The following is a 12,612-nucleotide window of genomic DNA, read 5'->3' on the forward strand; positions in this document are numbered from 1 at the left end:
AGCAACGAAAGGCGAGAGCACCTCCATGCCCCTCCTGAGCATCCCGAGTCCCAGCACGGCCTGGCAGTACTTCGACCTGACCGCCTGGCTGCGCGACGTGTTCGGCTGGTCGCTGCCGCTCGACTTCCGCATCCACGCGTACGCGATCTGCATCCTGCTCGGGATCGTCGCCGCCGTGATCCTGACGAACCGCCGCCTGAACGCCCGTGGCGTCGAGCGCTGGATCATCATCGACATCGCCATCTGGGCGGTCCCGTTCGGCATCGTCGGCGGTCGGCTCTTCCACGTCCTGACGCACTTCAGCGACTACTTCGGACCCGGGCGCGACCCGTGGTCGTTCCTCTACATCTGGGAGGGCGGCCTGGCGATCTTCGGGGCGCTCATCCTCGGGTCGGTCGGCGCGTACTTCGGCTGCCGCCAGGTCGGGCTGCGCTTCACCGCGTTCCTCGACGCCGTCGCCCCGGCGATGCTGCTCGCGCAGGCCTTCGGCCGCCTCGGCAACTACTTCAACCACGAGCTCTTCGGCATGCCGACCAGCCTGCCGTGGGGGCTGCAGATCGAGTCCTCGAACGCCGCGTACCCGACCGGCCTGCCCGAGGGCACCCTGTTCCACCCGACGTTCCTCTACGAGATCATCTGGAACGTCGTCGGCGTCGCGGTGATCCTGCTCATCGACCGCCGGTTCCAGCTGCAGTGGGGCCGGGTCCTCGCGCTCTACCTCATCTGGTACGGCATCGGCCGCTCCGTCCTCGAGTCGATCCGCGTCGACACGAGCGAGACCTTCTTCGGCGTCCGCACCAACGTGTGGGTCGCGTTCGCCGCGATCCTGCTCGGCATCGTCATCTTCCTGGTGCAGTCCCGCCGGCACACCGGCAAGGAGCCGAGCCCCTACCTGCCGGGTCGCGAGCCGCGTGCGAAGTCCGTAGACTCGGACGACACCTACTCGGAGCACGACGACGACGTCCCCGTCGGCGCCGCCACCGGTCCGGTCGCCACCGCAGTCGATCGTTCCTGAGGGAGCGGCCTCCGCGCCGACTCCCGACCAGCACCATCCCGACGGGTCCGCCACAAGCGGACCGCATCCTCCGCACCGCGTCCGGGCACCCTCCCGCTGACGCCGGGCACGGGCACCAGTTCCGCCCACCTCGGGCGGAGCGCACCACCGGGCCACCGCTGTCCCTGTTCCACTTCCTCGTGAGGACGGTTCCCCATGGCGCTCCTGCCACCCCAGTCCACGGCATCGGCTGAGCTCCTGCCGGCGCACCAGCGTTTCTCGGCGGTGCCGAAGGCCACCGGGATGTACGACCCGGCGAACGAGAAGGACGCCTGCGGCCTCGCGATGGTCGCGACGCTCCGCGGCACGCCCGGACACGACATCGTCGACGCCGCGCTCGGCGCGCTCCGCAACCTCGAGCACCGCGGCGCCGTCGGGTCCGACGCGGGCACCGGTGACGGCGCAGGGATCCTCTGCCAGGTGCCGGACGCCTTCCTCCGTGACGCCGTGCCGTTCGCGCTGCCCGCCGCGGGGGAGTACGCCGTCGGCACCGCCTACCTGCCGCTGAACGCCGACGACCGTGCCGCCGTGAAGGCCGCGATCGAGGCCACCGCCGACGACGAGGGCCTCCGGGTCCTCGGGTGGCGCGAGGTTCCCGTCCGCCCGGAGGTCCTCGGCACGCTCGCCCGCGCCGCGATGCCGGCGTTCGAGCAGCTCTTCGTCGCGTCGACCCGCCACGACGACCAGGGCGCCGCGTGGAACGGCATCGCGCTGGACCGCCAGGCGTTCCGGATGCGCAAGCGCGTCGAGCGGGAGCGCGAGGTCTACTTCATGTCGCTGTCGGCCCGGACGATGGTCTACAAGGGCATGGTCACGACGCTGCAGCTCGAGCCCTTCTACCCCGACCTCAGCGACGAGCGCTTCGCCTCGAAGCTGGCGATCGTGCACTCGCGGTACTCGACGAACACGTTCCCGTCGTGGCCGCTCGCGCAGCCGTTCCGCACGCTGGCGCACAACGGCGAGATCAACACCGTCCGCGGCAACCGGAACTGGATGCGCGCGCGGCAGTCGCAGCTCGAGAGCGACCTGCTCGGCGACATGGCGCCGCTGCTGCCGATCGTCAGTCCCGGCGCGAGCGACTCGGCGTCCTTCGACGAGACCCTCGAGCTGCTGACCCTGTCCGGCCGCTCGCTCCCGCACGCGGTGTCGATGATGGTGCCGGAAGCGTGGGAGAACCAGCTCGACATGGACCCCGACCTGCGGGCGTTCTACGAGTACCACTCGATGCTCATGGAGCCGTGGGACGGCCCGGCGGCCATCACGTTCACCGACGGCTCGCTCGTCGGGGCAACGCTCGACCGCAACGGCCTGCGGCCCGGACGCTTCCTGGTGACCGACGACGGGCTCATCGTGATGGGCTCGGAGACCGGTGTCATCGACGTGCCCGCGTCGAAGGTCGTCCGCAAGGGCCGACTGCGCCCCGGTCGGCTGTTCCTCGTCGACACCGAGGCCGGTCGCATCATCGAGGACGACGAGGTCAAGCAGAGCCTGGCGTCGTCGGGTCCGTGGAGCGAGTGGCTCGAGGCCGGGCGCATCAACCTCCGCGACCTCCCCGAGCGCGAGCACATCGTGCACACCCCGGCGTCGGTGACCCGTCGCCAGCGGGCCTTCGGCTACACCGAGGAAGAGGTGCGCATCCTGCTGCGGCCGATGGCCCAGGCGGGTGCCGAGCCCCTCGGTGCCATGGGCTCGGACACGCCCATCGCGGTGCTCTCCGAGCGCCCCCGGCTGCTCTTCGACTACTTCACGCAGCAGTTCGCGCAGGTGACGAACCCGCCGCTCGACTCGATCCGCGAGCAGGTCATCACCTCGATGGGCCTCGGGCTCGGTCCCGAGCGCAACCTCCTCGACGCCGGACCCGAGCACGCGAAGCAGATCGTGCTCGACTTCCCGGTCATCGACAACGACCAGCTCGCCAAGGTGCAGCACTTCGAGAGCGACTCCGGCCGCCACCTCACCGTGACGATCAAGGGCCTGTACCGCGTCGACGCCGGCGAGCAGGCCATGGAGCAGCGCCTCCAGGCCGTGTGCGACGAGGTCGACGAGGCCATCGAGTCCGGCAAGCAGTTCATCGTGCTGTCCGACCGCGACGGCAACGCCGAGAACGCGCCGATCCCGAGCCTGCTGCTGCTCGCCGCCGTGCACCACCACCTGATCCGGACCGAGCAGCGGATGAAGGCCGGGCTGATCGTCGAGGCCGGCGACGTGCGCGAGGTCCACCACGTGGCCACGCTCATCGGGTACGGCGCCTCGGCGATCAACCCGTACCTCGCGATGGAGACCTGCGAGAACCTCGTCCGCTCCGGCATGATCAGCGGGATCACCCCCGAGCAGGCCGTGAAGAACGTCATCAAGGCGCTCGGCAAGGGCGTGCTGAAGATCATGTCGAAGATGGGCATCTCGACGGTGTCGAGCTACGCCGGCGCCCAGGCGTTCGAGGCCGTCGGGTTGAGCCAGGCGTTCGTCGACCGCTACTTCACCGGCACCTCCTCGATCCTCGGCGGCGTCGACATCGACGTCATCGCGAAGGAGAACGCCCAGCGGCACCAGCAGGCCTACCCGCTCGACGGCTCGGTCGTCGCGCACGAGCGCCTGCAGACCGGCGGCGAGTACCAGTGGCGCCGTCAGGGTCCGCCGCACCTGTTCAACCCGGACACGGTGTTCCGCCTGCAGCACGCCACGCGCTCGCGCCGGTACGACATCTTCCGCGAGTACTCCAAGGCGGTCGACGAGCAGGCCGAGGAGCTCATGACGCTCCGCGGGCTGTTCCGCTTCAAGCAGGGCGAGCGCACGCCGCTCTCGCTCGAGGACGTCGAGCCGATCGAGTCCATCGTCAAGCGGTTCAACACCGGCGCCATGTCGTACGGCTCCATCTCCAAGGAAGCCCACGAGACCCTGGCGATCGCGATGAACCGGCTCGGCGGCCGGTCGAACACGGGCGAGGGCGGCGAGGACGTCGACCGCCTGCTCGACCCCGAGCGCCGGAGCGCGATCAAGCAGGTCGCGTCCGGGCGGTTCGGCGTCACGAGCATGTACCTGACCCACGCGACGGACATCCAGCTGAAGATGGCCCAGGGCGCCAAGCCCGGCGAGGGCGGCCAGCTGCCCCCGCAGAAGGTCTACCCGTGGGTCGCGCGGACCCGGCACGCCACCGCTGGTGTCGGGCTCATCTCGCCGCCGCCGCACCACGACATCTACTCCATCGAGGACCTCAAGCAGCTGATCTTCGACGTCAAGCGCGCCAACCCCTCGGCGCGCGTCCACGTCAAGCTCGTCAGCCAGTCGGGCATCGGCGCGGTCGCGGCCGGCGTGACGAAGGCCCTGGCCGACGTCGTGCTCGTCTCCGGCCACGACGGCGGCACCGGGGCGTCCCCGCTGAACTCCCTGAAGCACGCCGGCACCCCGTGGGAGATCGGCCTCGCCGAGACGCAGCAGACCCTCATGCTGAACGGCATGCGCGACCGCGTGGTCGTGCAGGTCGACGGCCAGATGAAGACGGGCCGCGACGTCGTCGTGGCCGCGCTGCTCGGCGCCGAGGAGTACGGCTTCGCGACGGCACCGCTCGTCGTCGAGGGCTGCATCCTGATGCGCGTGTGCCACCTCGACACCTGCCCGGTCGGCGTCGCCACGCAGAACCCGGAGCTGCGCAAGCGCTTCTCCGGCAAGCCCGAGTTCGTCGTCAACTTCTTCGAGTTCATCGCACAGGAGGTCCGCGAGCTCCTCGCCGAGCTCGGCTTCCGCACCCTCGACGAGGCCATCGGTCAGGCCGACGCCCTCGACGTCGACCGTGCCGTGCACCACTGGAAGGCGTCCGGCCTCGACCTGGCGCCCGTGCTCGCCGGGCCGCAGTTCGCGCCCGACGAGCCCCGCCGACACCACCGCGAGCAGGACCACGAGCTCGAGCAGCACTTCGACGTGCAGCTCATCCACCGGGCGTCGGACGTGCTCGAGCACGGCGGGTCGCTCACGCTCGACCTGCCGATCCGGAACACGGAGCGCGCGGTCGGCACCATGCTCGGCCACGAGGTCACCCTGCGCCACGGCGAGAACGGGCTGCCCGCCGGGTCGATCGACATCACGCTGCGCGGGTCCGCCGGGCAGTCGCTCGGCGCGTTCCTGCCGGCGGGCATCACCCTGCGGCTCATCGGCGACAGCAACGACTACGTCGGCAAGGGCCTGTCGGGCGGCGACATCGTCGTGCGTCCGGCCGAGTCCAGCGGCTTCGAGCCGTCGGAGAACGTCATCGCCGGCAACGTCATCGGCTACGGCGCGACCCAGGGCAGCATGTTCATCCGCGGCATCGTGGGGGAGCGCTTCCTGGTCCGCAACTCCGGTGCCAGCGCCGTGGTCGAGGGCGTCGGCGACCACGCCCTCGAGTACATGACCGGCGGGCTCGCGGTCATCCTCGGCGAGACCGGCCGGAACCTCGGCGCCGGCATGTCCGGCGGCACCGCGTACGTCCGCGGCCTCCGGCGCGAGCACGTCAACACCGACGCACTCGCGAGCGGCGAGCTCCGGCTCGAGCCGCTCGACAGCGCCGACGTCGAGATCGTCACCGACCTGCTCCAGCGGCACGCCGACGAGACCGGGTCGACCCTGGCCGCCGGACTGCTGGAGTCCGGTGACCTCAGCGAGTTCGTGAAGGTGCTCCCGCGCGACTACGCGGCCGTGCTCGAGACCCGCAGACAGGCCGTCGACGAGGGGCTCGACCCCGACGGCGACATCGTGTGGAACAGGATCATGGAGGTGACCGCAGGTGGCTGACCCCAAGGGGTTCCTGAAGGTCCAGGAACGAGAACTGCCGCCCCGGCGGCCCGTGCCCGTGCGGCTCATGGACTGGAAAGAGGTCTACGAGCAGCAGGAGTCCGGCGCGCTCAAGCGCCAGGCCGGCCGCTGCATGGACTGCGGCGTGCCGTTCTGTCACCAGGGCTGCCCGCTCGGCAACCTGATCCCGGAGTGGAACGACCTGACGTGGCGGGGCGAGGGCCGCCAGGCGATCGAGCGGCTCCACGCGACGAACAACTTCCCGGAGTTCACCGGACGCCTCTGCCCGGCGCCCTGCGAGTCCTCGTGCGTGCTCGGCATCAACCAGCCGCCGGTGACCATCAAGCAGGTCGAGGTCTCGATCATCGACGAGGCCTACCAGCAGGGCTGGGTCACCCCGCACCCGCCCGAGCGCCTCACCGGCAAGACCGTCGCCGTCGTCGGCTCCGGCCCCGCAGGGCTGGCCGCCGCGCAGCAGCTCACCCGCGCAGGCCACACCGTCGCCGTGTACGAGCGTGACGACCGCATCGGCGGGCTGCTCCGCTACGGCATCCCGGACTTCAAGATGGAGAAGCGCCAGATCGACGCGCGCCTCGCCCAGATGCAGGCCGAGGGCACCCGCTTCCGCGCGGGCGTCGAGATCGGCCGCGACATCACCTGGGACGACCTGAAGTCACGCTACGACGCGGTCGTGGTCGCCACCGGCGCCACCGTCCCGCGTGAGCTGGCGATCCCGGGCCGTGACCTCGAGGGCGTGCACTTCGCGATGGAGTACCTCGTGCAGCAGAACCGCGCGGGTGCCGGCACCGTCGTCGACAACCAGGTCACCGCCGAGGGCAAGCACGTCGTCGTCATCGGCGGCGGCGACACCGGCGCGGACTGCATCGGCACCGCGCACCGACAGGGCGCCCTCAGCGTGACGAACCTGGCGATCGGCAAGCAGCCGCCCGTCGAGCGTCCGCAGGACCAGCCCTGGCCGATGTTCCCGACGCTGTACGAGGTCGCGAGCGCCCACGAGGAAGGCGGTGAGCGCACCTTCCTCGCGTCCACGGTCGAGTTCCTGGCCAACGACGCCGGCGAGGTCCGCGGCCTGCGGGTGGCGGAGACCGAGTACGTCGACGGCCGCCGCATCCCGAAGGCCGGCACCGAGCGCGAGATCCCCGCGGACCTCGTCCTCATCGCCATGGGCTTCACCGGCCCCGAGACCCACACGATCGAGCCGCAGCTCGGCCTGCCGGTGGACGCCTCGGGAGCCGTTGCGCGCCAGGCCGACTACACGACGAACGAGCCGGGCGTCTTCGTCGCCGGTGACGCCGGTCGCGGACAGTCCCTCATCGTCTGGGCCATCGCCGAGGGCCGTGCGGCCGCGGCGAAGGTCGACGAGTACCTCGAGGGCACGACGATGCTGCCGGCGCCGGTGAAGGCGACCGACCGGGCGATCTCCGTCTGATGCACACCACAGGGTGAGCGGGAGGCCACCAGCACTCGATAGGGTGCTGATGGCCTCCTCGTCATGCGAAGCCCCACGAGCACGACATGCCGCACGCCCCACCGTTCTCTCGCGAGAGAGACCCTCCACCACACGAAGGAATCCATTGCGACGCGCAAAGATCGTTTCGACCCTCGGACCGGCCACCTCGGACTACGAGACCGTCAAGGAGATCATCCAGGCCGGTGTCGACGTCGCCCGACTCAACCTGAGCCACGGTGACTACAGCGTCCACGAGGCCAACTACGTCAACGTCCGCCGTGCTGCCGAGGAGCTCGGCAAGCCGGTCGCGATCCTCGTCGACCTGCAGGGTCCGAAGATCCGCCTCGCCAAGTTCGCCGACGGCCCGCACGAGCTGGCCGTGGGCGACGTCTTCACGATCACGACCGAGGACGTCCCCGGGTCGAAGGAGATCTGCGGCACGACCTTCAAGGGCCTGCCGCAGGACGTCAAGCCCGGCGACCCCCTGCTCATCGACGACGGCCGGGTCCGCCTGCGCGTGCTCGACACCGACGGCGTCCGCGTCCGCACCGAGGTCGTCGTCGGCGGCACCGTGTCGAACAACAAGGGCATCAACCTGCCCGGCGTCGCCGTGAACGTCCCCGCGCTCAGCGAGAAGGACGAGGCCGACCTCCGCTGGGGCATCCGCCAGGGCGCCGACCTCATCGCGCTGTCCTTCGTCCGGAACGCCTCCGACGTCGACCGCGCCCACGAGATCATGGACGAGGAGGGCAAGCGCCTCCCGGTGATCGCGAAGATCGAGAAGCCGCAGGCCGTCGACGCCCTCGAGGAGATCATCGACGCCTTCGACTCGATCATGGTCGCCCGCGGTGACCTCGGCGTCGAGCTCCCGCTCGAGGCCGTCCCGATCGTGCAGAAGCGCGCCGTCGAGCTGGCCCGCCGCATGGCGAAGCCCGTCATCGTCGCGACGCAGATGCTCGAGTCGATGATCTCCTCGCCGATCCCGACCCGCGCCGAGACCTCCGACGTCGCGAACGCCGTGCTCGACGGCGCCGACGCCGTGATGCTCTCCGGTGAGACCAGCGTCGGTGAGTACCCGGTGCAGACGGTCCGCACGATGGCCCGCATCGTCGAGTCGACCGAGGACCACGGCCTGGAGCGCATCGCCCCGCTCGGCACCAAGCCCCGCACCCTCGGTGGCGCCATCACGCTGGCCGCCGTCGAGATCGCCGAGTTCACCGAGGCCTCGTACCTCTGCGTGTTCACCGAGTCCGGCGACTCCGCCCGACGCATGTCGCGCCTGCGCCACGGCCTGCCGATCATCGCCTTCACCCCGAACGAGGCCACCCGCCGGCGCATGGCGCTGACCTGGGGCGTCCGCTCCTTCCTCGTCGAGCGCAAGACCCACACCGACGAGCTCTTCTCGCAGGTGGACGACGTCCTCCTCGAGAACGGCCTCGCCGCCCCCGGCGACCGCGTCATCGTGACGGCCGGGTCGCCCCCCGGACTCGAGGGCTCGACGAACGACCTCCGCGTGCACCGCGTCGGCGACGCGCACGCCGAGGCCGCCCCGGCCTACGTCCGGGACTGATCCGCTCCACGGTCACCGCGCGACGGCGCGGACAGGAGGCCCGCCACAGCTCCAGCTGTCGGCCTCCGGTCCGCGCCGTCCTGCGTCCACCGCCCCATCCCGTCGACAGGAGACGACCGCGATGCGTGAACCGAGCCTCCCGTCCGGCACCGAGGCGCGTCGCCCAGGCGACGTGCGCCGTTGGCGGCGCTACCTGGCGGACGAACGCGCCGAGGCGGCCGTGTACCGGAACCTGGCGTCGCGACGTTCCGGGGAGGACCGCGACATCCTCGACGCCCTGGCCGAGGCCGAGGGCCGGCACGAACAGCACTGGGTGGACCTGCTCGGTGCCGACGTCGGTCGTCCGTTGCGGGGCAGCCTGCGCTCCCGGGTCCTCGCGACCCTGGCCAAGCGGTTCGGCTCGGTGTTCGTGCTCGCGCTCATGCAGCGCGCCGAGGACCGCTCGCCCTACGCCGACGACGCCGACGCCACCGCGCAGATGGCGGCCGACGAGCGCATCCACGGGGAGGTCGTCCGCGGGCTCGCGAACCGCGGTCGGATGCGCTTGTCCGGCACCTTCCGCGCCGCGGTCTTCGGCGCCAACGACGGCCTGGTGTCGAACCTGGCGCTCATCATCGGCATCAGTGCCTCCGGCGCGGACCGGCACTTCGTCCTGCTCAGCGGCATCGCGGGACTCCTGGCCGGCGCGCTGTCGATGGGGGCGGGGGAGTACGTCTCCGTCCGGTCGCAGCGGGAGCTCCTCGAGGCCTCGGCACCCCACCCCGAGGCGGGCAGCGCGGTGGCGGACCTCGACGTCGACGCCAACGAGCTCGCCCTGGTCTACCGGGCCAGGGGCATGCCGGAGGACGAGGCCGCCGCGCACGCCGCCGACGTCATCGCTGGTCTCGGCAGCGCGCCGGAGACCCGACCGACCCGGGTCCCCGACGACCACGAGGCCGTCGGCAACGGCATGAGTGCCGCGATCTCGAGCTTCTGCTTCTTCGCCTCCGGAGCGGTCATCCCGATCCTGCCGTACCTGTTCGGGCTTGACGGCTGGCCGGCCATCGGGGTCGCAGCCGCGCTCGTCGGCGTCGCCCTGCTCGGCACGGGTGCGGTCGTGGGCGTCCTGAGCGGAGCATCGCCGCTCCGTCGGGCACTGCGGCAGCTCGCGATCGGCTTCGGCGCCGCCGTGGTGACCTACCTGCTCGGGCTGCTCTTCGGGACCGGCGCCGCCTGACGCGCCCGGGCGCCCCGGTGCAGCGTCAGCGTCGGGCTGCCGCGCGCGGGGGCAGCAGCAGGAGCGCGCCGAGCCCCACCACGATGAGCGCGATGCCGGCGAGGACCGCGAAGACCGTCAGCGCCAGACCGGGAGCGAGCAGCACGGCCACGCCGCCGAGGAGCGACAGCACGCCGCTCACGACCGACGGCACGCGGGACGACCCCGGGTGCCCGACGGCGCCGCCGACGAGTGCCGCGACGCCCTCGACGAGGAACGCCACACCGGCGAGCACGGCGTAGACGACCAGCGGGATCGCCGGGTCGAGCAGCGCCACGAGCCCGGCGATCGCCACCAGCGTGCCGACGACGCCGGAGGTCCACCGCCAGAGCGGCGGGGTGCCGTGCCCGCGGACCGCAGCGAACACACGCAGCACGCCGGACACCACGAGGTACACGCCGAACACGAGGGCGACCACGACGAGGGACGGGCGCGGCAGGACGACGGCGACGACGCCGAGCACGACGGCGACCGCGGCCGTGATGACCACGAAGACCCGGAAGGTGCGGACGGCACGGGAATCCACAGGCACTCCTCCTGACTGGACTGCTTCAGCCCTCGACCGTACCCGGGGCGCATCGAGTCCGTCCGAGAGCACCCGGCCGTCGGTGGGGCGCGCTGCTGGTAGCCTGGGTGCCCTCGCGAGTGTGGTGGAATCGGCAGACACGGGGCACTCAAAATGCTCTGCCTCACGGCGTGCGGGTTCAAGTCCCGCCACTCGTACCGAACGCTCAGAGCGGCGTGCGGGGCTGTTCCGGCCCGCGGGTCCCGCCACTCGTACGACAACATGCACTGCCGTGCGACATGCGTGCTGACGGCGTCAGGTCTAGTAGGCTCTCCGTCGTGAGTGACACAGAAGCAACTGCAACAGCACCCCGTCGCGTCGTCGTCGCCGAGGACGAGTCGCTCATCCGCCTGGACATCGTCGAGATCCTCCGCGACAACGGGTTCGACGTCGTGGGTGAAGCGGGTGACGGTGAGACCGCGGTCCAGCTGGCCACCGACCTGCGCCCCGACCTCGTCATCATGGACGTCAAGATGCCGCAGCTCGACGGCATCTCCGCGGCCGAGAAGCTCTCCAAGAACCACATCGCACCGGTCGTCCTGCTCACGGCGTTCAGCCAGAAGGAACTGGTCGAGCGTGCGACCGAGGCCGGTGCGCTCGCGTACGTCGTGAAGCCCTTCACCCCGAACGACCTGCTCCCCGCGATCGAGATCGCCCTCTCGCGGTACCAGCAGATCATCACGCTCGAGGCCGAGGTCGCCGACCTGGTCGAGCGCTTCGAGACCCGCAAGCTCGTCGACCGCGCCAAGGGCCTGCTCAACGAGAAGATGGGCCTGACCGAGCCCGAGGCCTTCCGCTGGATCCAGAAGGCGTCGATGGACCGCCGCCTGACCATGCACGACGTCGCCAAGGCGATCATCGAGCAGCTCAGCGCCAAGAAGTAGTCACGCACCCACTGCTGCGGAAGCGCCGTCACCCGGTCCGGGTGGCGGCGCTTCCTCGTGCGGTGACCATCTGCGAAGGTGGAGGTGTGAACGACGTCGTGATCCGAGCCTCCCGTCCGTCCGACATGCCAGCGGTGGCCGACCTGCGGTGGCGGTGGAGCATCGAGGAGGGCGGCCAGACGCCGGTCCACACGGTCGAGGCCTACCGGTCGGCGATGACGGCGTTCGCCGAGGCGCACCCGGAGACCCACCGGTGCGTCGTCGCGGAACGCGACGGCCTGGTGCTCGGGATGGCGTGGCTCGGCCTGGTGGGCCGTCCGCCGACGCCGGACCGGCCCGACGGTCGGCTCACCGGCGACGTGCAGACCGTGTACGTGCACCCGGACCTGCGTGGGCTCGGTGTGGCCGGTCGGTTGGTCACCACACTGCTCGGCCTGGCCGATGACCTCGGCGTGGAGCGGGTGTCGGTGCACTCGAGCGTCGACGGCGAGCGGCTGTACCGACGCCTCGGCTTCGGTGACGCCCGGCTGCTGCTGCAGCGTCCGGCAGAGGACTGAGGGTCAGCGCCGCTCGCGGATCATGTTCGTGATGCGCACGGTCGAGCAGCGTCGGCCCTGGTCGTCGGTGAGCACGATCTCGTGGGTCGTGAGCGTGTTCCCGAGGTGGATCGCCGTGCACGTCCCCGTGACGATGCCGCTCGTCGCGCTCCGGGAGTGCGACGCGTTCAGCTCGATGCCGACCGCGTAGCGACCCAGACCCGCGTGGACGTTCGCGGCCATCGACCCGAGGCTCTCGGCGAGGACGACGTACGCCCCACCGTGCAGGAGCCCGACCGGCTGCCGGTTGCCCTCGACCGGGATGCTGCCGACCGCACGCTCGGCGGTCAGCTCCGTGATGACCATGCCCATCTTGGTGGCGAGTTCACCCATGCCCCGCTCGGCGAGACGCTCGTCGACGGGGCCGGTGGTGGTCGGTTCGTCGGTCACAGCGCTTGACTTCCGTGTCGGGGGGCGTCGGTAGGCTGTCCGGGTGTCGGACTCCGCAAAGCC

9 protein-coding genes and 1 tRNA gene are annotated in these 12,612 nt (G+C 70.9%); 8 read left to right on the forward strand and 2 right to left on the reverse strand.

Features of this window, described 5'->3' with window-relative positions; genetic code table 11:
• Positions 1 to 25: 25 nt before the first annotated feature.
• The 5 genes from lgt to BIU98_RS09170 all read left to right on the forward strand — a co-directional run bounded on the left by lgt (position 26) and on the right by BIU98_RS09170 (position 10,075).
• Positions 26 to 1,015, forward strand: a complete 990-nt coding sequence (gene lgt, locus BIU98_RS09150; RefSeq protein WP_083393129.1) for a prolipoprotein diacylglyceryl transferase — start codon at positions 26 to 28, stop codon at positions 1,013 to 1,015.
• Between the two features lie 282 nt (positions 1,016 to 1,297).
• Positions 1,298 to 5,818, forward strand: coding sequence for a glutamate synthase large subunit (gltB, locus tag BIU98_RS09155; protein WP_071276382.1), 4,521 nt, complete (start codon positions 1,298 to 1,300; stop codon positions 5,816 to 5,818).
• Positions 5,811 to 7,268, forward strand: a complete 1,458-nt coding sequence (locus BIU98_RS09160) for a glutamate synthase subunit beta (protein ID WP_071275145.1) — start codon at positions 5,811 to 5,813, stop codon at positions 7,266 to 7,268. Before gltB ends, BIU98_RS09160 begins: the two co-directional genes overlap by 8 nt.
• Positions 7,269 to 7,413: 145 nt before the next feature.
• Complete coding sequence (gene pyk, locus BIU98_RS09165) at positions 7,414 to 8,859, forward strand: pyruvate kinase (protein WP_071275148.1); 1,446 nt, start codon at positions 7,414 to 7,416, stop codon at positions 8,857 to 8,859.
• A gap of 121 nt (positions 8,860 to 8,980) precedes the next feature.
• Positions 8,981 to 10,075 carry a VIT1/CCC1 transporter family protein gene (locus BIU98_RS09170; protein WP_071275151.1) on the forward strand — a complete coding sequence of 365 codons (1,095 nt, stop codon included), beginning with the start codon at positions 8,981 to 8,983 and terminating at the stop codon, positions 10,073 to 10,075.
• Positions 10,076 to 10,100: 25 nt separating this feature from the next.
• On the opposite strand, the gene BIU98_RS09175 is transcribed toward BIU98_RS09170, so the two are convergent.
• Complete coding sequence (locus tag BIU98_RS09175; RefSeq protein ID WP_071275154.1) at positions 10,101 to 10,640, reverse strand: HdeD family acid-resistance protein; 540 nt, start codon at positions 10,638 to 10,640, stop codon at positions 10,101 to 10,103.
• 115 nt (positions 10,641 to 10,755) lie between these two features.
• Between BIU98_RS09175 and BIU98_RS09180 the strand changes: the two genes are divergently transcribed.
• The 3 genes from BIU98_RS09180 (at position 10,756) to BIU98_RS09190 (ending at position 12,120) form a co-directional block, all read left to right on the forward strand.
• Positions 10,756 to 10,837, forward strand: a tRNA-Leu gene (locus BIU98_RS09180).
• 120 nt (positions 10,838 to 10,957) lie between these two features.
• Entirely contained in the window at positions 10,958 to 11,563 is a 606-nt protein-coding gene (locus tag BIU98_RS09185) for an ANTAR domain-containing response regulator (protein ID WP_071275157.1), read from the forward strand.
• Positions 11,564 to 11,649: 86 nt separating this feature from the next.
• A complete protein-coding gene (locus BIU98_RS09190) occupies positions 11,650 to 12,120 on the forward strand; it encodes a GNAT family N-acetyltransferase (protein WP_071275160.1) in 471 nt (156 codons plus the stop codon).
• Positions 12,121 to 12,123: 3 nt separating this feature from the next.
• Here the strand turns inward: BIU98_RS09190 and BIU98_RS09195 are convergent, their stop codons facing one another.
• Entirely contained in the window at positions 12,124 to 12,492 is a 369-nt protein-coding gene (locus tag BIU98_RS09195) for a PaaI family thioesterase (RefSeq protein ID WP_071276385.1), read from the reverse strand.
• Positions 12,493 to 12,612: the final 120 nt, after the last annotated feature.

Origin of the sequence: Curtobacterium sp. MMLR14_010, assembly GCF_001865015.1 — a bacterium.
GTDB lineage: Bacteria > Actinomycetota > Actinomycetes > Actinomycetales > Microbacteriaceae > Curtobacterium.

What these genes read in the sequence shown, in the direction of transcription:
- BIU98_RS09195 (WP_071276385.1), bottom strand. Translation starts at nt 12,492, where the DNA reads ATGGGTGAACTCGCCACCAAGATGGGCATGGTCATCACGGAGCTGACC.
- gltB (WP_071276382.1), top strand. Translation starts at nt 1,298, where the DNA reads ATGTACGACCCGGCGAACGAGAAGGACGCCTGCGGCCTCGCGATGGTC.
- lgt (WP_083393129.1), top strand. Translation starts at nt 26, where the DNA reads ATGCCCCTCCTGAGCATCCCGAGTCCCAGCACGGCCTGGCAGTACTTC.
- BIU98_RS09170 (WP_071275151.1), top strand. Translation starts at nt 8,981, where the DNA reads ATGCGTGAACCGAGCCTCCCGTCCGGCACCGAGGCGCGTCGCCCAGGC.